The organism is Streptomyces sp. NPDC050549 (assembly GCF_040655035.1).
Taxonomy (GTDB): domain Bacteria; phylum Actinomycetota; class Actinomycetes; order Streptomycetales; family Streptomycetaceae; genus Streptomyces.
In genome coordinates this window covers 1-19,567 of record NZ_JBFAJD010000005.1, presented here as the reverse complement: position 1 = coordinate 19,567, position 19,567 = coordinate 1, and the positions used below count along the sequence as shown (strand labels likewise).

At 69.7% G+C, this 19,567-nt stretch carries 15 protein-coding genes and 1 pseudogene; 11 read left to right on the top strand and 5 right to left on the bottom strand.

Translation table 11 applies throughout. The features are described from left to right. Window positions 1–418: 418 nt before the first annotated feature. Window positions 419–943: pseudogene (locus tag AB0I51_RS09775) on the top strand (protein kinase); the annotation flags it as partial. 798 nt (window positions 944–1,741) lie between these two features. On the opposite strand, the gene AB0I51_RS09770 reads toward AB0I51_RS09775, so the two are convergent. Next, window positions 1,742–1,960, bottom strand: coding sequence for a hypothetical protein (locus tag AB0I51_RS09770; RefSeq protein ID WP_362973164.1), 219 nt, complete (start codon window positions 1,958–1,960; stop codon window positions 1,742–1,744). A 48-nt stretch (window positions 1,961–2,008) separates the two neighbouring features. Here AB0I51_RS09770 and AB0I51_RS09765 point away from each other — a divergent pair, with 48 nt between their 5' ends. Then, window positions 2,009–2,512 carry a PQQ-binding-like beta-propeller repeat protein gene (locus AB0I51_RS09765; protein ID WP_362973162.1) on the top strand — a complete coding sequence of 168 codons (504 nt, stop codon included), beginning with the start codon at window positions 2,009–2,011 and terminating at the stop codon, window positions 2,510–2,512. Window positions 2,513–2,538: 26 nt separating this feature from the next. Here AB0I51_RS09765 and eccCa read toward each other — a convergent pair whose 3' ends face one another. Beyond that, window positions 2,539–6,513: a type VII secretion protein EccCa gene (gene eccCa / locus AB0I51_RS09760; protein ID WP_362973160.1), complete on the bottom strand. Its 3,975-nt coding sequence runs from the start codon at window positions 6,511–6,513 to the stop codon at window positions 2,539–2,541. A gap of 350 nt (window positions 6,514–6,863) precedes the next feature. Here eccCa and eccD point away from each other — a divergent pair, with 350 nt between their 5' ends. Then, window positions 6,864–8,375, top strand: coding sequence for a type VII secretion integral membrane protein EccD (gene eccD, locus AB0I51_RS09755; RefSeq protein ID WP_362973158.1), 1,512 nt, complete (start codon window positions 6,864–6,866; stop codon window positions 8,373–8,375). Window positions 8,376–8,440: 65 nt separating this feature from the next. Here the strand turns inward: eccD and AB0I51_RS09750 are convergent, their stop codons facing one another. After that, a complete protein-coding gene (locus AB0I51_RS09750; RefSeq protein WP_362973156.1) occupies window positions 8,441–8,719 on the bottom strand; it encodes a DUF397 domain-containing protein in 279 nt (92 codons plus the stop codon). 282 nt (window positions 8,720–9,001) lie between these two features. Between AB0I51_RS09750 and rpsO the strand changes: the two genes are divergently transcribed. From rpsO to AB0I51_RS09725, 5 genes are all read left to right on the top strand, one after another. Then, the gene (rpsO, locus tag AB0I51_RS09745) at window positions 9,002–9,289 is read left to right on the top strand and encodes a 30S ribosomal protein S15 (protein ID WP_019075416.1); all 288 of its coding nucleotides are present in this window, start codon (window positions 9,002–9,004) and stop codon (window positions 9,287–9,289) included. Between the two features lie 326 nt (window positions 9,290–9,615). Continuing rightward, window positions 9,616–11,838 carry a polyribonucleotide nucleotidyltransferase gene (locus AB0I51_RS09740; RefSeq protein ID WP_019075415.1) on the top strand — a complete coding sequence of 741 codons (2,223 nt, stop codon included), beginning with the start codon at window positions 9,616–9,618 and terminating at the stop codon, window positions 11,836–11,838. Continuing rightward, a complete protein-coding gene (locus AB0I51_RS09735; RefSeq protein ID WP_362973153.1) occupies window positions 11,835–13,214 on the top strand; it encodes a pitrilysin family protein in 1,380 nt (459 codons plus the stop codon). Before AB0I51_RS09740 ends, AB0I51_RS09735 begins: the two co-directional genes overlap by 4 nt. A 25-nt stretch (window positions 13,215–13,239) precedes the next feature. Further along, window positions 13,240–13,992 carry a 4-hydroxy-tetrahydrodipicolinate reductase gene (dapB, locus tag AB0I51_RS09730; protein ID WP_362973151.1) on the top strand — a complete coding sequence of 251 codons (753 nt, stop codon included), beginning with the start codon at window positions 13,240–13,242 and terminating at the stop codon, window positions 13,990–13,992. Between the two features lie 10 nt (window positions 13,993–14,002). Next, window positions 14,003–14,455 carry a hypothetical protein gene (locus AB0I51_RS09725; protein ID WP_362973149.1) on the top strand — a complete coding sequence of 151 codons (453 nt, stop codon included), beginning with the start codon at window positions 14,003–14,005 and terminating at the stop codon, window positions 14,453–14,455. Between the two features lie 69 nt (window positions 14,456–14,524). Here AB0I51_RS09725 and AB0I51_RS09720 read toward each other — a convergent pair whose 3' ends face one another. Both AB0I51_RS09720 and AB0I51_RS09715 read right to left on the bottom strand, forming a co-directional pair. Further along, the gene (locus AB0I51_RS09720; protein WP_362973147.1) at window positions 14,525–15,079 is read right to left on the bottom strand and encodes a hypothetical protein; all 555 of its coding nucleotides are present in this window, start codon (window positions 15,077–15,079) and stop codon (window positions 14,525–14,527) included. Window positions 15,080–15,193: 114 nt separating this feature from the next. Continuing rightward, window positions 15,194–15,433: a hypothetical protein gene (locus AB0I51_RS09715; RefSeq protein WP_362973145.1), complete on the bottom strand. Its 240-nt coding sequence runs from the start codon at window positions 15,431–15,433 to the stop codon at window positions 15,194–15,196. A gap of 213 nt (window positions 15,434–15,646) precedes the next feature. Between AB0I51_RS09715 and thyX the strand changes: the two genes are divergently transcribed. From thyX to AB0I51_RS09700, 3 genes are all read left to right on the top strand, one after another. Further along, window positions 15,647–16,387, top strand: coding sequence for an FAD-dependent thymidylate synthase (gene thyX, locus AB0I51_RS09710; RefSeq protein WP_362973143.1), 741 nt, complete (start codon window positions 15,647–15,649; stop codon window positions 16,385–16,387). Window positions 16,388–16,598: 211 nt separating this feature from the next. Next, window positions 16,599–17,498, top strand: coding sequence for a 4-hydroxy-tetrahydrodipicolinate synthase (dapA, locus tag AB0I51_RS09705; protein ID WP_359609135.1), 900 nt, complete (start codon window positions 16,599–16,601; stop codon window positions 17,496–17,498). A gap of 125 nt (window positions 17,499–17,623) precedes the next feature. Next, a complete protein-coding gene (locus AB0I51_RS09700) occupies window positions 17,624–19,309 on the top strand; it encodes a ribonuclease J (protein ID WP_362973140.1) in 1,686 nt (561 codons plus the stop codon). Window positions 19,310–19,567 lie beyond the last annotated feature (258 nt).

The window sequence follows — 19,567 nt, the reverse complement described above, 5'->3', positions numbered from 1 at the left end:
CTGGGTGCGACGCTCGCGTACGCCGCCACGGGTCACGCGGCGCCGGAGCGGGGGGAGTTGCCGGCCGGGCTGCGTTCGCTGGTGGCGCGGTGTTTGGCGCGTGATCCGGCCCATCGTCCTCAACTCGCTGACATTATCGGGGAGCTGGCGCCCGACTCCCGAACTGCCTTTCGCGCAGCGGGTGGTGGGCTCGGCGTCGGTGGTTGCCCGCCCGGATTGTCGCGGCCGTCGCTCATCAGTCGGCCTCCGTGCCGGCCGCCGAGGTGCAGTTGTCCCAGTAGGCGCGGCCGGGAGTGAGTGTCGTATCGGCCGCGGTACCCCGTACCCACCACAGCCCCTGACGACATGAGCCCGAAACCCCACGCCCACACCCCTCGCCCACGACGACCCCGTAACTCTCGGTCCGTACCGGCTCGTTGCCCGGCTCGGCAGTGGTGGCATGGGCACGGTGTACATGGCGCGTGGCGTCGGCGGTCGTACGGTCGCGCTCAAGACGATGCACGCCCGGATCGCGAACGATCCGGGTATCCGTACCCGGTTCCGGCTCGAAGTGGACGCGGCCCGGGTCATCGGGGACCGGTTCGGGTTTCGGGTGGTGAACTCCGATCCGTTCGCCGAAACACCCTGGCTGGCAACGGAGTTCGTGCTCGGACCCGCCCTCGACGAGGTCGTCCTGGGCACGGGACCACTGCCGGAGAGGTCGGTGCGGGCGCTGGATGCCGCGCTGTGTTCGGCGTTGGACCAGCTGCACCGGTCCGACGTCGTGCACCGTGACCTGAAGCCGTCGAACATCCTCCTCACCGACTACGGTCCGAAGGTCATCGACTTCGGGATCGCGCGCCATCGGCGACGACCGGCTGACCCGTACCAATGCCTCGGCCGGCACCCCCGCGTTCATGTCCCCCGAGCAGGCGTCCGGGCAGGAGCACGGCGCGGCCGGTGATGTCTTCGCGCTGGTCGGTGTACTGGTGTTCGCGGCCACCGGGCGGGCCCCGTTCGGTGGCGGGCAGCCCGCGGATCTGCTGTATCGGGTGCGGTACGCGGAGGCCGACCTGCGCGGTGTACCGGCCGCGCTCGTGCCGCTTTCGACCGGTGTCTGGCCAAGGAGCCGGAGAAGCGGCCCTGCTTGGCCGAGCTCGCGGCCCAACTGCACGACGGGAGGGGAGAGTTCGCCGAGCAGCTGCCCGACGCCGTGCTCGCGGAGATCGGGCGGCGGGCCGCCGACGTATGGCTGACCGTGCCGCAGCGACTGCCCGCCCCGGCGCCCGAGGAGGGCGACGCCCACGTCACGTCGGTGTCCGGGCCCTCGCGCCGCGGGCTCCTCGCCGTGAGCGGGGCGCTCGCGGCGACCGCCGCGGCGGGGGGCGTCTGGTGGTACCAGGGGCGTGGGCGTGCCACCGCGCCCGCCGCCGAGGCGCCGCCGCAGACGCGCAACCTCGATCCGCTGTGGCAGTACGGCGGTAAGAACCTCGACGTGCCGGGCTGGGGACTGGTCGTGCCGTACCAGGCCGACGGATCGATCTGGCTGCCGCCGAACGCGATCGCCGAACGCCTCGCGCCGACCACCGGGCGGTCGCAGGGTGAGGTGCCCGTTACCGCCCACTGGTGGCAAACGGCCGTACAGGAAGGGCAGTTGTACCTGCTCGGCCACGATCCGCCCGCGCAGGGGAGTCGGTGTCGATCGACACCTGGAACGCCGCCGCGGACGCCGTGCGGCCCACCACGGCCGCCCTCACGAACGTCACGCCCACCCTCGTACAGCCAAGTGGACCTGCCCGGCGGCCGAGGCGGCCCAACTCCTCGGCGCCGACGCGGAGTCGGTGTACGTCATCACCAAGGACGGCAGGCTGCGCAGCGTGCGCCGCGCGGAGGCGAAGGTCGGGTGGACGGCGACGGTCCCGGCCGACTTCCGCACGAAGGTGTTCGACCCAGGCGCCGTCTGCGCGGGTCGGCTGGTCATGGGGACGACCGACGGCAACTTCCTGGCGGTCGACACGAGCAAGGCCGCATGGCGTGGAACCGCCTCGACCATGTCCCCATCGGCCTCCGGCCGGCCGTCGGGGGCGACACCGTGTACCTCGGCGGCTACACCCTGGAGGCGGTGCGGATCGCCGACGGGGAGCGGATCTGGAGCGCCAAGCCCCACGGGGACCGCAACCGGGAGCGTTGGGGACCCGTGACGGTCTCCGGGAGCAGGCTCTACGCCACGGAGGGCATCTATCCCAGACGCCTGGACCCGCGCGACGGCAGCCAGTTGTGGTCCGGCTACTCCGACTCCGCGGGCACGGGTCTCTGCGCGGGCCGCGCGCTGCCGCAGGGGCACGCGGTCTGGTCGATCGACAAGAGCGTGGTGCAGACCGAGCCCATGGAGCTCGACGCGGCGAAGGCGGTCGACGGGGGGAGGCTGTGGCGGTACGAGTTCCCCCGTACCGACTGCACCCGCCTGGCCGCCGACGGAAACCGCGTCTTCCTCATGCACGACAGCACGGTCGTGGCCCTCACCACGTTCTGAGGAACCCGTCGGCCCACACCGGGGTCCTACTCGTCGCAGTCCGGGACCTGTCCGATCTGGACCAGCGGCTTCCCCCGCTTCCGGGACACGAACACGCCCCGCCCGGCGGGCATCGGCCGCGGCCTGACCCCGCCCAGCAGGTCGCCCTCGGCCGGGTCGCCCGCCAACACCACGCCCTGGGCGCCGAGTTCCTTCATGCGCTGCATGAACGACTCGTAACCGGCGCGCCCCGCACCCGCCGTGGAGCGGGCGATGATGAAGCGCACGCCCACGTCCCGGGCGAACGGCAGCAGTTCCGTCAGCCCCGACAGCGGGTTTCCGCTGGACGTGGACACCAGGTCGTAGTCGTCGATGATCACGAAGACCTGCGGGCCCCGCCACCAGCTCCGGTCGCGGAGCTGCTGCGGAGTGACGTCGGACGTCGGCGTCCGGCGCTGCATCAGGTCGGCCAGCGCGTCCATGTGGTGCTGCATCTGGTTCGACATGGGGATGTACTCGGCCAGGTGCGAGGGCGGAGTCACCCCCAGCAGGGAACGCCGGTTGTCGACCACGAACAGCTTGCACGCGCTGCCGTCGTAGCGCTCGCTGAGGCGCTTGATCAGCAGCTTGAGCAGGTTCGACTTGCCGGACTCGCTCTCGCCGAAGACCAGGAAGAACGGGTCCTGATCGAAGTCGACGAACACCGGCTCCAGGTTGTCCTCGTCGAGGGCGAAGGAGACGCCCCGGTTCGGGAAACGGTCGCCGGACGGCAGCTGGGCCGCCGCGAACTCCCTCGGCAGCAGCCGGACTTCGGGCGCGCCGGGCTCCTGCCAGTGCCGGGCGACCTCGGCCGTGAGGGCCGTCGTCGCCTCCGCAAGGTCCGTGTCCGAGGACAGGCCGTCGATGCGCGGGACCGCAGCCATGAAGTGCTGCTTCTGCGGGGTCTGGCCACGCCCGGGCACGCCCGTGGGCACGTTGGCGGCGACCTTGCGGTCGAACTCCGAGTCCATAGGGTCGCCGAGCCGCAGCTCCAGCCGGTTCATCAGGTGGTCCTTCATGTTCGCGCGGACCTCCATGGAGCGCGAGGCGGTGAGGATCACATGGATGCCGTAACCGAGGCCGCGGGCCGCGATGTCCAGCACCAGCGGCTCCAACGCCTCATAGTCCGTACGGAAGTTGCCCCAGCCGTCGATGACGAGGAAGACGTCGCCCCAGGGCTGGTCCGTCACGGAGATGTCGCCCCGCGCGCGGCGGGCGCGGAACTCGGCGATCGAGGAGATCCCGGCCGTACGGAAGTACTCCTCGCGGCGGGTCATCACGCCGTAGACCTCGGCCGCCGTACGCCGGACCTTCTCCGGGTCGAGCCGGGAGGCCACCCCGCCAACGTGCGGCAGACCGGCCACCGCCGACAGGCCGCCACCGCCGAAGTCCAGTGCGTAGAACTGCACTTCGCGCGGGGTGTGGGTGAGCGCGAACGACGCGATGAGCGAGCGCAGCAGCGTCGACTTGCCGGACTGCGGGCCGCCCAGGATCTGCATATGGCCGGCCGCGCCGCCGAAGTCGGTCCACAGCGGGTCGCGCCGCTGCTCGTACGGCTTGTCGACCAGACCGACCGGGACGACGAGGCGGCCCGCGCCCTCGTAGCCGGGCTGCGTCATGCCACGCCCCGGCACCGCGGCGAGACCGGGCAGCAGGGAGTCGAGCGACGGCGGGCTGTCCAGCGGGGGCAGCCACACCTGGTGGGCGGCCGGACCCTGCGCCTCAAGCCGCCGCACGATCACGTCGAGCACGGTGTCGGCGAGCGCGTCGTCCTTCTCGTCCGCCGTCTCCGCCTGGCGCTGACGCGGCACGGGCGCGTACTGCACCGGCACCTGCGCCGCCGTGAACAGCACCGGCCTGCGGTCCACCGGGAGCGGCCCGCCGAGCGCGGCCGCCTGCTGCGAACCGGTGCGGTACACCCCGGAGACGTACGCCGCCTTGAAGCGGACCATCTCGTCGGTGCCGTACTTCAGGAAGCCGGAACCCGGCACGTTCGGCAGCTCGTACGCGTCCGGCACCCCGAGCGCGGCCCGCGACTCGGCCGCCGAGAACGTCCGCAGACCGATCCGGTACGACAGGTAGGTCTCCAGGCCGCGCAGCCGGCCCTCCTCCAGACGCTGCGAGGCCAGCAGCAGATGCACACCCAGGGAGCGGCCGATGCGGCCGATCTGCACGAACATCTCGATGAAGTCCGGCTTCGCGGTGAGGAGTTCGCTGAACTCGTCGATCACCAGGACGAGCGACGGGACGGGCTGCAGGGGGGCACCCGCGGCGCGCGCCTTCTCGTAGTCGTGGATGTTGGCGTAGTTGCCCGCGTCGCGCAGCATCTCCTGGCGGCGGTTCAACTCACCGCGGATCGAGTCACCCATACGGTCGACGAGCGTCAGGTCGTCGGCCAGGTTGGTGATCACGGCCGCCACATGCGGCATCTGCGCCATACCGGCGAAGGTCGCACCGCCCTTGAAGTCCGCGAGGACGAAGTTCAGCGTCTCCGAGGAGTGGGTCACCGCGAGGCCGAGGACCAGGGTGCGCAGCAGCTCCGACTTGCCGGAACCGGTCGCGCCGACACACAGCCCGTGCGGGCCCATGCCCTCCTGGGCCGCCTCCTTGAGGTCGAGCATCACGGGCCGGCCGTCCTCACCGAGCCCGATCGGCACCCGCAGCCGCTCTGCCGTCGAGCGTGGGCGCCAGGTCCGCTTCGGGTCGACGGAGGCTGCGTCGCCCAGGTTCAGCAGATCCGTGAACTCCAGGTTGGCGAGCAGCGGTTCGTCGTCGTCGCCGCCCGAGACCATGCGCAGCGGCGCCAGTTGCCGGGCGAGCGCCTCGGCGGCCTCGTACGACAGCACGTCAGGCGTGCCTTCGTAGACCATGCCGTGGCCCGACTCCAGGCGGAGTTCCTTCGGGTGTACGACGACCGAGAGGTCACCGCGGCCGCTGCTGAGGTCGCCGGGCACGACCTCGACGATCGTCACTCCCTGAAGGCCTTCGGGGCTGGCCAGGAAGGAGGTCGGCGGCAGGGAGACGCCGTCCAGCACGACCACCAGGTGCGGCTGTTCGGGCACCGGCGCTCCGGCGGGGTGGAAACGCGGACGGCCCTGGAGCCGGTCCGCGAGCATCTCCTCCAGCTCCGTCGGGTCGGTGCTGATCAGGCGCATGCTGCCCGCGCCGTCCGCGAGCCCTTGCGCCTGCGCGTGCGGGAGCCACTTGGCCCACTCCCACTCGGGCACCGACTCGCGGCCGGTGGCGACGGCGATGACGAGGTCCTCGGGGGAGTGCATCGAGGCGAGGGAGGCGGCGACGGCACGGGCGGTGCCGCGCACGGTGGCCGGTTCGCCGCTGATCGTCACGTGGTAGAAGGCGCGCAGTGAGACCGCCATCGGCAGGTCCTCAAGGGTGCTGTGCGTGGCCAGGAAACGCTGCATGGCGCCCGCCGTCAGCGGCTCCAGCTCGTCGACCGGGGCGGTCTCCGGCGGGACCAGGGGAGTGGCGAGACCCTGGGGTCCGAGGCCGACCCGCACCTGTCCGAAGTCCTCGTCGTTCGTGCGGCGTTCCCACACTCGGCTGCCCTCGGCGACCAGCGCCCACAGTTGCTCCGGCGAAGGGTGCAGGTAGTACTGGGCGTCGCGCTGGGCCCGCGCGGTCTCCAGGGCCGTACGCCGGGTCTGGGACAGATAGCGCAGATAGTCACGGCGCATGTCGGCCATCTGCCCCTGGTTGCCCCGGCGGTAGCGGACCAGCATCGAAACGCCCATCGCGACCGTGGACGCGATCATCACCATGCCCATGATCTTCATGAACGGCTGGGCACTGGGGTTGAAGAAGAACACCACCGACCCGCCCATGCCGAGCATGGGCAGGAGCTGCATCATGGCGCCCTCCTGCTGGCCGCGCGGCAGCTCCGGCGGAGCCTGCAGCATGACCTCGTCCGTGGGCACTTCCTTCGGCAGCGACCTCGGCGGGCGCTTGACGACGATCTGGCTCACTACGCACCAATTCCCTTGCCGGACCGAGTTGTTTCGTCCGCCGCCCCGTGTCGGGCGGACGCCGATCCGCACTGCGCGATCCTACTGACAACCACTGACAACGGCGGGCGGTAGGGTGCCCGTGAGACGTGTGAGCAGTTGCGAATCGTTCCGGGAAAACCGGGCAAAACCGCAGTGTTCGCGGCGGGCGGATCCCGTCGGATCCCGTTGAGTGCCGGGCGCGACGGCGCGGCCGGCCGACGGGACGGGTGGTACGGCGCGACCTGCACAGGATCTTTACGGCGGAACTCCACGGCGGACGCGCGCGGCAGCTTCGCGGGCAGCCCGTCACTGACAAGGGGGAACAGCAGGTGAGCATCACGGCCTCCGCGCCGGCCGGCGCGACCGGCGGAACGGGCACCGGAGCCTCTTCCGGGGCGGGCACGGGCTTCGGCTTCTGCCGGGTCACCATCGTGGCGCCCGACAGCCGGATCGACGTGGCCCTGCCCGACGACGTACCGGTCGCCGACCTGTACCCCGAGATCCTGCGGCTGTCCCAACAGAGCCTCCCCGAGGGCGCCCCCGTCGGCTACCACCTCGTACGCCGCGACGGCACCGTCCTCGACGGCGCCCGCTCCTTCGCCGCACAGCGCATCCTCGACGGCGAACTGCTCACCCTGCGCCCCTTCGCCGACTCCCTGCCGCCGGCCGTCTACGACGACGTCTCCGAGGCGGTCGCTGCCGCCGTCACCCGTGACCGTGCCCTGTGGAACGGCGAGTTGACGCGCGCAGCCGGTCTCGTCGCGGGCGGCATCCTGCCCGCACTGCTCGCGTTCGTGGCCTGGAGCTCCCAGATCCACCACGACATGAACGGCCTCCAGGGCATCGTCGCCGGCCTCGCCGGCATCCTCCTGGTCACCATCGCCTGCGTACGCGCGCGGGTGTACGACGACCGGGGCTCGGCGGTCGCCCTGGGCCTGGGCGCGCTCCCGAACATCGCCGTGGCGGGCTCCGGACTGCTCCCCTTCTCCGAAGGAGAAGGCATTGGGCGGCTCCAGTTCCTGCTGGCCTGCGCCGCCGTCCTCGTCGCGGCCGTCGTCCTCACCCTGGTGTCGCCGGGCGGCGACGGCCCCTTCGTGGCCTTCGTCTTCGCCTCCGCCGTCGGCCTGTTGACGACGTTCACCGCGATGCTCGCCCACCTGAAGCCCATCGAGACGGCCGCGATCTGCGCCCCCCTCTCCGTGTGCGCGCTCGCCTTCCTGCCGGGCCTGTCCATGCGCTTCGCCCGCCTCCCCATCGGCTTCGAACCGCCCAACCCCAACCGCGGCTACGGCGACGGCGAACCCGTGGCCCAGGAGCCCGTCGACGCCGAACGCATCGCCGCCCGCGCCCGCCGCGGCCACGAACTCCTCGTCGGCCTGGTCGGCGGCTGCGCTCTCGTCTCCGTGGGCGCCTCGATCGTCCTCGGCTTCTCCAGCAACGTGTGGGCGCAGCTCCTCGCCCTCGCCACCGGCGTCGCGATGCTGATGCGCGCCCACCTGTTCCGCTACACCGCCCAGGTCGGCGCCACCCTCGCCGCGGGCCTGGCCGCCCTGGTCTTCCTGGGCCTCGGCCTCGCCCTGAACCCGCCGCACGCGTACGTACGGGACGCGTTCCTCGGCGACCCGAACTCCCTCGACATCCGCAGCGTCTGGCTCGCGGCGGCCGTAGCCGCGTCCACCGCCCTGGTCACCGCTGTCGGCCTGATCACCCCGAAGCGCGGAGTCACCCCCTTCTGGGGCCGCTTCCTGGAGATCGCCGAGAGCTTCGTCCTGCTCACCCTGATCCCGCTGTCCCTGGCCGTCTTCGACGTGTACGCGCAGGCGCGGGCGATGACCAGCTGAAAGACGCAGGCATGGAAAAGGGACGGCACGCGCGCGTGCCGCCCCTTTTCCATGCCTGCGTACGACTACTGCTCCTCCGGAGCCGGATCCAGATCGAACTCGCCGTCCCGGGCGCCCAGCACGAAGGCCGTCCACTCCGCCTCCGTGTACCGCAGCACGGTGTCCGGGTCGAGCGACGAGCGCATGGCCACCGCCCCGTCGGGCAGGTCGGCGATCTCGACGCGCTCCTCGTGCTCCTCCGTGCCCGGCGCGCTGCGCCACTCCACACCCGAGATGTCGAGGGCGTACAGCTCGTCCCGCTCCCGCTCCTTGCGTGCCTTGATCTCCTGCTCCGTCTCCGCCATGGCGAAGCGACCCCTTCCCGACGAACCGACGTGATCCACGGTCCATGCGTGGACGTGGATCACCCTAGTGGCCGTATCCGCCCCGGTCAGGGCCCTTCACAGAGCTGGACCGAGGTGTCCCCCCAGGCTGGTACGCTGTGTAGCGGCCGTTTGTGTACGCACCCCTGGAGCTCACGCTCCGGAGGCCGCGCCCAGCGGATCCCGCCTCCCGAGTAACGGAAGCTCCCCTGAGAAGTGGACCAGGGGCACTCGGTGGCACATCAAAGACTACGAGGAGTACGCGTGTCGCTCGACGCCGCTACGAAGAAGCAGCTCATCACCGAGTTCGGTCAGAAGGAGGGCGACACCGGCTCCCCCGAGGTCCAGGTCGCCATGCTCTCGCGCCGCATCTCGGACCTGACCGAGCACCTCAAGACCCACAAGCACGACCACCACTCCCGTCGTGGTCTGCTGATCCTGGTCGGTCAGCGCCGCCGGCTGCTGCAGTACCTGGCCAAGAAGGACATCCAGCGCTTCCGTGCGCTGGTCGACCGCCTGGGCATCCGCCGCGGTGCGGCGGGCGCCAAGTAACACGCCGTGAGGGGAGCGGGTCCCGAGACGATCGGGAGCCGCTCCCTTTGCCGTATGTGCGGAAACGTGCGGAGTGTCACTGCCTCTTTGTAGTGTGGTAGCACAACGCAATACGCACGACACAGCACGACAACGCACCACAGCACGACAACGAACGAGGAGAAGCGCGCCTCGCAGCCGCCGGTCCTCGGTAGTGGCCCCCGGGCAGGAAACCCCGGGTGCTTCGATCGAAGACCGGCCCGCACCAGACAGCGCTTCTCCGCCACCGTCCCCCCGCCACACGGGCGGGGAGGGACGAAAGACGACAAGTAACGGAGAAAACGCTAGTGGAGAACGAGACCCACTACGCCGAGGCCGTCATTGACAACGGCTCCTTCGGCACCCGCACCATCCGCTTCGAGACGGGCCGCCTGGCCAAGCAGGCCGCCGGCTCCGCCGTGGCGTACCTGGACGACGACACCATGGTGCTGTCGGCCACCACCGCCTCCAAGAACCCCAAGGACCAGCTCGACTTCTTCCCCCTCACGGTGGATGTCGAGGAGCGGATGTACGCCGCCGGCAAGATCCCCGGCAGCTTCTTCCGCCGTGAGGGCCGTCCCTCCGAGGACGCCATCCTCACCTGCCGCCTGATCGACCGCCCGCTGCGCCCGTCCTTCAAGAAGGGCCTGCGCAACGAGATCCAGGTCGTCGCCACGATCATGGCGCTCAACCCCGACCACCTGTACGACGTCGTCGCGATCAACGCGGCCTCCGCGTCCACGCAGCTGGCCGGTCTGCCCTTCTCCGGCCCGGTCGGCGGCGTCCGCGTCGCGCTGATCAACGGCCAGTGGGTCGCGTTCCCGACGCACACCGAGCTCGAGGACGCCGTCTTCGACATGGTCGTCGCCGGTCGCGTCCTGGAGGACGGCGACGTCGCGATCATGATGGTCGAGGCCGAGGCCACCGAGAAGACCATCCAGCTGGTCGCGGGCGGCGCCGAGGCGCCGACCGAGGAGGTCGTTGCCTCTGGTCTGGACGCCGCGAAGCCCTTCATCAAGGTGCTCTGCCGTGCGCAGGCCGATCTCGCCGCGAAGGCCGCCAAGCCGACCGGTGAGTTCCCGATCTTCCTCGACTACCAGGACGACGTCCTGGAGGCCCTCACCGCCGCCGTCCGCCCGGAGCTCGCCTCCGCGCTGACCATCGCCGGCAAGCAGGACCGCGAGGCCGAGCTCGACCGCGTCAAGGGTCTCGCCGCCGAGAAGCTCCTCCCGGAGTTCGAGGGTCGCGAGAAGGAGATCTCCGCCGCGTACCGCTCGCTGACCAAGTCCCTGGTCCGTGAGCGCGTCATCAAGGAGAAGAAGCGCATCGACGGCCGCGGTGTCACCGACATCCGCACCCTGGCCGCCGAGGTCGAGGCCATCCCGCGCGTGCACGGTTCCGCGCTTTTCGAGCGTGGCGAGACCCAGATCCTGGGCGTCACCACCCTCAACATGCTCCGCATGGAGCAGCAGCTGGACACCCTCTCCCCGGTGACCCGCAAGCGCTACATGCACAACTACAACTTCCCGCCGTACTCCGTCGGCGAGACCGGCCGCGTCGGCTCCCCGAAGCGCCGCGAGATCGGCCACGGAGCGCTCGCCGAGCGCGCCCTGGTCCCGGTCCTCCCGACGCGCGAGGAGTTCCCCTACGCGATCCGTCAGGTCTCCGAGGCCCTCGGGTCGAACGGCTCGACGTCCATGGGCTCGGTCTGCGCCTCCACCATGTCGCTGCTGAACGCCGGTGTGCCCCTCAAGGCCCCCGTCGCCGGTATCGCCATGGGCCTGATCTCCCAGGAGATCAACGGCGAGACGCACTACGTCGCCCTCACCGACATCCTCGGTGCGGAGGACGCCTTCGGCGACATGGACTTCAAGGTCGCAGGCACCAAGGAGTTCGTCACCGCCCTCCAGCTCGACACCAAGCTGGACGGCATCCCCGCCTCCGTCCTGGCCGCCGCCCTCAAGCAGGCCCGTGACGCCCGCCTCCACATCCTCGACGTGATGATGGAAGCGATCGACACGCCGGACGAGATGTCCCCGAACGCCCCGCGGATCATCACCGTCAAGATCCCCGTGGACAAGATCGGCGAGGTCATCGGCCCGAAGGGCAAGATGATCAACCAGATCCAGGAGGACACCGGCGCCGAGATCACGATCGAGGACGACGGCACCATCTACATCGGTGCCCAGGTCGGCTCGCAGGCCGAGGCCGCCCGCGCCACGATCAACGGCATCGCCAACCCGACCATGCCGGAGGTCGGCGAGCGCTACCTGGGTACGGTCGTCAAGACCACCACCTTCGGAGCGTTCGTGTCGCTGCTCCCGGGCAAGGACGGTCTGCTGCACATCTCGCAGATCCGCAAGCTCGCCGGCGGCAAGCGCGTGGAGAACGTCGAGGACGTCGTCGGTGTGGGCCAGAAGGTCCAGGTCGAGATCGCCGAGATCGACTCCCGCGGCAAGCTCTCCCTGATCCCCGTCATCGAGGGTGAAGAGAACGCCGAGGACGACAAGAAGGACGACGGCGACAAGTGACGTCGACCAGTACCACGACGACGGCCCGCACCTCCTCGGAGGCGCGGGCCGTCGCCCGTACCCAAACCCTCATCCAGGGCACCAACGGCATCGGCACAGTCCGCAAGACCACCCTCCCGGGCGGCCTGCGCATCGTCACCGAGACGCTGCCCTCGGTCCGCTCCGCCACCTTCGGCATCTGGGCACACGTGGGCTCCCGCGACGAGACGCCGTCGCTGAACGGCGCCACGCACTACCTGGAGCACCTCCTCTTCAAGGGCACGCACAAGCGCAGCGCGCTGGACATCTCCTCCGCGATCGACGCGGTCGGCGGCGAGATGAACGCATTCACGGCGAAGGAGTACACGTGCTACTACGCGCGCGTGCTCGACACCGACCTGCCGCTCGCCATCGACGTGGTCTGCGACATGCTGACGGGCTCCCTGATCCGTGAGGAGGACGTCAACGTAGAACGCGGCGCCATCCTCGAAGAGATCGCCATGACGGAGGACGACCCGGGTGACTGCGTGCACGACCTGTTCGCGCGCACGATGTTCGGCGACAACCCCCTCGGCCGCCCGGTCCTCGGCACGGTCGACACCGTCAACGCCCTCACCGCGGACCGGATCCGCCGCTTCTACAAGAAGCACTACGACCCGACCCACCTCGTGGTCGCGGCGGCGGGCAACATCGACCACGACAAGGTCGTACGACAGGTCCGTGCCGCCTTCGACAAGGCCGGCGCGTTCAAGAACGCCCAGGCCGCGCCCATCGCCCCGCGCGACGGCCGTCGTGCCCTGCGCACCGCGGGCCGCGTCGAGCTGATCGGCCGCAAGACCGAGCAGGCCCACGTCGTCCTCGGCATGCCCGGCCTGGCCCGCACCGACGAGCGCCGCTGGGCCCTCGGGGTCCTCAACACGGCCCTCGGCGGCGGCATGTCGTCCCGCCTCTTCCAGGAGGTCCGGGAGAAGCGCGGACTGGCCTACAGCGTGTACTCGTACACGTCCGGCTTCGCCGACTGCGGCCTCTTCGGGGTCTACGCCGGCTGCCGGCCCTCGCAGGTCCACGACGTGCTGAAGATCTGCCGCGACGAACTCGACCAGGTCGCCCAACACGGCCTGTCCGACGACGAGATCGGCCGCGCCGTCGGCCAGCTCCAGGGCTCCACCGTCCTCGGCCTCGAGGACACGGGCGCGCTGATGAACCGCATCGGCAAGAGCGAGCTGTGCTGGGGCGAGCAGATGTCCGTCGACGACCTGCTGGCCAGGATCGCTTCGGTCACCCCGGACGAGGTCCGCGAGGTCGCCCGCGAGATCCTGGGACAGCGACCCTCGCTGGCGGTCATCGGCCCGCTCAAGGACAAGCAGGCGGCCCGACTGAACGACGCCGTCGCCTAACACACGTCGTAAGGAAGCAAGAACGATGAGCAAGCTGCGCGTGGCGGTCCTCGGTGCCAAGGGCCGGATCGGGGCCGAGGCGGTACGAGCCGTCGAGGCCGCCGAGGACATGGAACTGGTGGCCGCCCTGGGCCGGGGCGACACCCTGGAGGCGCTCACGGCCGCGGGCGCCCAGGTGGCGGTCGAACTGACCACCCCCGCCTCGGTGATGGACAACCTCGACTTCTGCGTCCGGCACGGCATCCACGCGGTCGTCGGTACCACCGGCTGGACCGAGGAACGCCTTGCGCAACTGAACGGCTGGCTGGACGCCTCGCCGGAGACGGGCGTCCTCATCGCGCCCAACTTCTCCATCGGAGCCGTACTGACCATGAAGTTCGCGCAGATCGCCGCGCCCTACTTCGAGTCGGTCGAGGTCATCGAACTGCACCACCCGAAGAAGGTCGACGCCCCCAGCGGTACGGCCACGCGCACGGCCCAGCTCATCGCCGAAGCACGCGCGAAGGCGGGCACGGCCGCGGCACCGGACGCCACGGAGACGGCCCTGGACGGCGCGCGGGGCGCGGACGTCGACGGGATCCCCGTCCACTCCGTCCGGCTGCGCGGCCTGCTGGCCCACCAGGAGGTCCTGCTCGGCGGCGAGGGCGAGACCCTGACCGTCCGGCACGACTCCCTGCACCACAGCAGCTTCATGCCGGGCATCCTGCTCGGCGCCCGCCGCGTGGTGACCACCCCGGGCCTCACCTTCGGCCTGGAACACTTCCTGGACCTGGGCTGAGGCTCACGACATGCGCGCCAAACTCACCTACGCCGTCACGGCCGCCGTCCTAGTCTTCTACTTCGTCCTGGTCGGCAGCCGCGGCGTCATGCTCATACAGTCGGGCACGGTCATCACGGTCACCTTCGGGATCGCGGTCCTGATCCTGCCGGTGATCGGCGTGTGGTTCCTCTGGAAGAACACCCAGTTCGTCCGCGACGCCAACCGTCTTGCCGCCCTCCTCGACGCCGAAGGCGGCCTCCCCGTCGACGAGTTGAGGCGCACGCCCGGCGGCCGTATCGACCGTGACTCCGCCGACGAGGTCTTCGCCAAGCGCAAGGCCGAGACGGAGGCCGCCCCCGACGACTGGCGCAGCTGGTTCCGCCTCGCCGTCGCCTACCACGACGCCCGCGACACCCCGCGCGCCCGCAAGGCGATGCAACGCGCGATCGCCCTGCACGCCGGCCGCGCCGTCCAGGCCTGAACGCCCGTACACCGAAGGGGCCGACCCGCACCCGCTGCGGACCGGCCCCTTCGCGTCGCTCTCGGCCGGTCAGCTCCGCCGGTACTCGTCGGACCACACCTCGACCGAATCGGCGGCCCGGTCGAAGGAGGAGGCACGCGCCAGGAAGTCGATGTCGTGCGTGGTCAGCAGCGCGGCCACGTCCTCCGGAGCACGGTCCTTTCGTACGAGGAGCAGCGCCTGCCCCTGCACCGTGCGCGGCAGCCCGAGCCAGCGCACCGGCTGCTGCACCGTCCGCACGGCGGCGACGCGGTCCCACGGCACCGTACGCGTGAAGAGGAACCGCACCCGACGCAGCCCGCGCGCGCTCACCCACACACCCATGCGCAGCAGTCGCAGGGCGCAGAGAATGACGGCCACCGCGATACCGAGGATCACCCCGGCGTCGGACCGCGAGCCGGTCAACGCGATGATGACGGCGGCGAAGAGCACGTACGACGCGAGCAGCAGTACGAGCGCCGAGGCCGCCACGCGCCACGGTCCGGGCCGGTAGGGGCGCCGCCAGCGGTCGCGGTCGTCGAACGGCAGCGCGAGCTCGTCCGCGGCCTCGAATGCGCGGTCGGCCGTAAGGAAGGGCAGGGGCACGGCTGGTGTCCTCACTGAATCCATGCGTGGGCTGTGCCCGGTGAGGCTATCCGGCCGTGTTCCCGCTCACCACCATTGGGGGTCCGGATGAGTCAGTGTCAGCTGCGCTGCAGGTCAGCGGTTGTCGGCGGCCTGTGACTGCTGGTTCTGTGTCGAGAGGTTGTGCTGGGACAGCGCCGGCATACCGAGGACCACGGAGCCCACGATGCCGGCGATGATGGTGAGCCCCAGAAGCCAGCGCCCGGCTATCTGACCGGCGGACGCGCGCTCACGGGGCGGCGGGGTGACGTTGCTGCGGAAGCGGTCGGTCTCGGCGATGAAGGCGAACGGGACGGGTTCGCGCCGACGGAGCATCGGTGGTGCATCTCCCCTCGGGGATCGAGTCGGGATCGAACGGGTGGCTCTCACCAAGACAGACGAGCGAACGCCCCAAAAGGTGCCCCGTTTCGCCGAATTCGCAGAAGTTCGCCAACGAATGTCGCGGCACGGCACCGAACGCCCCGATGTCAGTGCCGGGCCGTAGAGTGGGCGCCGCCCGAGAGACGTGATGGAAGGACCCTCCGAGCCGTGACCGACACTCCCGCCGACGACCTCAAGCCCAGTTTCCGCAGCGATGTCACCGTCGAGCTGGTGAAGCACACCGCGTCCGACGCGGACGTGCTCTTCGCCGCCCGCGTCTCGACGATCGGCGAACAGTCCCTGGAAGAGATGGGCAAGGACCCCGAGCGCTCCAAGGGTCTGATCAACTACCTGATGCGGGACCGGCACGGCAGCCCCTTCGAGCACAACTCGATGACCTTCTTCATCAGCGCCCCGATCTTCGTCTTCCGCGAGTTCATGCGGCATCGGGTGGGCTGGTCGTACAACGAGGAATCGGGAAGGTACAGGGAGCTCCAGCCGGTCTTCTACGTCCCCGGCGAGTCCCGCAAGCTGGTCCAGGAGGGCCGCCCGGGCAAGTACGTGTTCGTGGAGGGCACTCGGGCCCAGCAGGAGCTGGTCGGCCGCACCATGGAGGACTCGTACCGCCAGGCGTACGAGGCGTACCAGGAGATGCTCGCCGCAGGCGTGGCCCGCGAGGTCGCCCGCGCGGTCCTCCCTGTGGGCCTCTTCTCCTCGATGTACGCCACGTGCAACGCCCGCTCGCTGATGCACTTCCTCGGCCTGCGCACGCAGCACGAGCTGGCGAAGGTGCCGTCGTTCCCGCAGCGGGAGATCGAGATGGTCGGCGAGAAGATGGAGGAGCAGTGGGCCAAGCTCATGCCGCTGACCTACTCCGCCTTCAACGCCAACGGTCGTGTTGCCCCGTAGCGCACCTCTGTTTGCCGAGCGGGCACACATGTGCGGGTAAGTCGCGCGAAGTGTCCGTATTGCGGCATTTGGAGAAGTTCATCTAGCCTGATCAAACGGACCCGGCACTGCTTGAACCCCCGAGCAGGCAGTGCCGGGCTCCATATTTGTCACGACTTGTCGCCTGCCCCGAGGGCAGACCCCGCATTGAGCAGCGAGTAGCGTGTTACCCATGGCTCCGACCTCCACCCCGCAGACCCCCTTCGGGCGGGTCCTCACCGCCATGGTCACGCCCTTCACGGCGGACGGCGCGCTCGACCTCGACGGCGCGCAGCGGCTCGCCACCCACCTGGTGGACGCAGGCAACGACGGCCTGGTCATCAACGGCACCACCGGTGAGTCCCCGACCACCGGCGACGCGGAGAAAGCGGATCTCGTACGAGCCGTACTGGAAGCGGTCGGCGACCGCGCCCACGTCATCGCCGGCGTCGGCACCAACGACACCCACCACAGCGTCGAACTCGCCCGCACGGCCGAACGCACCGGCGCACACGGCCTGCTCGTCGTCACGCCGTACTACAACAAGCCCCCCCAGGAGGGCCTGTACCGTCACTTCACGACGGTCGCCGACGCCACCGAACTGCCGGTCATGCTCTACGACATCCCCGGCCGCAGCGGCGTCCCGATCGGCACCGAGACCCTGGTCAGACTCGCCGAGCACCCCAGGATCGTCGCCAACAAGGACGCCAAGGGCGACCTCGGCCGCGCCAGCTGGGCCATCGCCCGGACCGGCCTGGCCTGGTACTCCGGCGACGACATGCTGAACCTGCCGCTGCTCTCCGTGGGCGCGGTCGGCTTCGTCTCGGTCGTCGGCCATGTGGTCACACCCGAACTGCGCACCCTGGTGGAGGCCTATGTCTCCGGTGACGTCCAGAAGGCCACCGAGATCCACCAGAAGCTGCTCCCGGTCTACACCGGCATGTTCCGCACCCAGGGCGTCATGACCACCAAGGCCGCGCTCACCCTCCAGGGACTGCCCGCCGGGCCGCTGCGCTCACCGATGGTCGAGTGCTCGCCCGAGGAGATCGCCCAGCTCAAGATCGATCTTGCCGCCGGCGGGGTACAGCTCTGACAACAGACTTCACAACTGAATACGCAGGGCTTCGGCGCCTGCATCCCACCAATAACTGCATTTGCACGAACGTCATGCGCGCCACGTGCCCACCGGTACGTGGCGCGCATGGGTAGGAGAGTCTTTTGAGCCATCCGCATCCTGAACTCGCCCCTCCGTCGAAGCTCCCCGAAGGCGGCCTGAGGGTCACCCCACTCGGCGGCCTCGGGGAAATCGGCCGAAACATGACGGTCTTCGAATACGGCGGCCGTCTGCTGATCGTCGACTGCGGCGTGCTCTTCCCGGAGGAGGAGCAGCCCGGAATCGACCTGATCCTGCCGGACTTCACGTCCATCAGGGACCGGCTCGACGACATCGACGGCATCGTCCTCACGCACGGCCACGAGGACCACATCGGCGGAGTCCCGTACCTCCTTCGCGAGAAGGCGGACATCCCGCTGATCGGCTCCAAGCTGACCCTCGCCCTCATCGAGGCCAAGCTCCAGGAGCACCGCATCCGCCCGTACACGCTCGAGGTCGCCGAAGGGCACCGCGAGCGTATCGGCCCGTTCGACTGCGAGTTCGTCGCGGTCAACCACTCGATCCCGGACGCCCTCGCGGTAGCCATCCGCACCCCTGCGGGCATGGTCGTCCACACCGGCGACTTCAAGATGGACCAGTTGCCGCTGGACGGTCGTCTGACAGATCTACACGCGTTCGCACGGCTCAGCGAGGAAGGCATCGACCTTCTCCTCGCCGACTCGACGAACGCCGAGGTTCCGGGATTCGTCCCGCCCGAGCGGGACATCTCGAACGTCCTGCGCCAGGTCTTCGCGGGTGCCCGCAAGCGCATCATCGTGGCGAGCTTCGCCAGCCATGTGCACCGCATCCAGCAGATCCTGGACACGGCACACGAGTACGGCCGCCGGGTCGCCTTCGTCGGCCGCTCGATGGTCCGGAACATGGGCATCGCGCGTGACCTCGGCTATCTCAAGGTCCCGCCGGGCCTGGTCGTGGACGTCAAGACGCTCGACGACCTCCCGGACAGCGAGATCGTCCTCGTCTGCACGGGCTCGCAGGGCGAACCGATGGCTGCCTTGTCCCGGATGGCCAACCGCGACCACCAGATCCGCATTGTCGCCGGCGACACGGTGATCCTGGCGTCGTCGCTCATCCCCGGCAACGAGAACGCCGTCTACCGCGTGATCAACGGCCTCACCCGCTGGGGCGCCAACGTCGTCCACAAGGGCAACGCCAAGGTCCACGTCTCCGGACACGCCTCGGCCGGCGAGCTGCTGTACTTCTACAACATCTGCAAGCCGAAGAACCTGATGCCGGTCCACGGCGAATGGCGCCACCTACGGGCCAACGCCGAGCTGGGCGCCCTGACCGGCGTCCCGCACGACCGGATCGTCATCGCCGAGGACGGCGTGGTCGTCGACCTCATCGAGGGCAAGGCCAAGATCTCGGGCAAGGTCCAGGCCGGTTATGTGTACGTCGACGGCCTCTCGGTCGGAGATGTCGGCGAGCCCGCGCTGAAGGACCGCAGGATCCTGGGCGACGAGGGCATCATCTCGGTCTTCGTCGTTGTGGACTCGTCCACCGGCAAGATCACAGGCGGCCCGCACATCCAGGCCCGCGGCTCCGGCATCGACGACTCCGCCTTCGTGGACGTGGTTCCGAGGATCACGGAGGTCCTGGAACGCTCGGCCCAGGACGGCGTGGTCGAGCCCCACCAGCTGCAGCAACTGATCCGCCGCACGCTGGGCAAGTGGGTCTCGGACAACTACCGGCGCAGGCCGATGATCCTCCCGGTCGTGGTGGAGGTCTGACCGTCGTACGACCCCCTCGTACGCGTGAACCTGGAGCGGGCCGCCTCGATTTGCTTCGAGGCGGCCCGCTCCAGTACGTTTACGGCTCCACCTGAGGGGGAACCCGGACACTTCGCGTGTACGGGAGCCACTCCCGGAGGGCCGGAAAATCCGACTCAGAACCTCTGATAAAGTCGGAGTCGCCGGAAAGGGAAACGCGGAAGCGGGAACCTGGAAAGCACCGAGGAAATCGGTACCGGAAACGGTCTGATAGAGTCG

Excerpts from the sequence above, each read along its gene's own strand:
- AB0I51_RS09770 (WP_362973164.1), bottom strand. The coding sequence starts at position 1,960 with ATGACCAGCCGACCCGCGCAGACGGCGCCTGGGTCGAACACCTTCGTG.
- AB0I51_RS09715 (WP_362973145.1), bottom strand. The coding sequence starts at position 15,433 with ATGCTCCGTCGGCGCGAACCCGTCCCGTTCGCCTTCATCGCCGAGACC.
- dapB (WP_362973151.1), top strand. The coding sequence starts at position 13,240 with ATGAGCAAGCTGCGCGTGGCGGTCCTCGGTGCCAAGGGCCGGATCGGG.
- dapA (WP_359609135.1), top strand. The coding sequence starts at position 16,599 with ATGGCTCCGACCTCCACCCCGCAGACCCCCTTCGGGCGGGTCCTCACC.
- AB0I51_RS09765 (WP_362973162.1), top strand. The coding sequence starts at position 2,009 with ATGGCGTGGAACCGCCTCGACCATGTCCCCATCGGCCTCCGGCCGGCC.
- AB0I51_RS09725 (WP_362973149.1), top strand. The coding sequence starts at position 14,003 with ATGCGCGCCAAACTCACCTACGCCGTCACGGCCGCCGTCCTAGTCTTC.
- AB0I51_RS09750 (WP_362973156.1), bottom strand. The coding sequence starts at position 8,719 with ATGGCGGAGACGGAGCAGGAGATCAAGGCACGCAAGGAGCGGGAGCGG.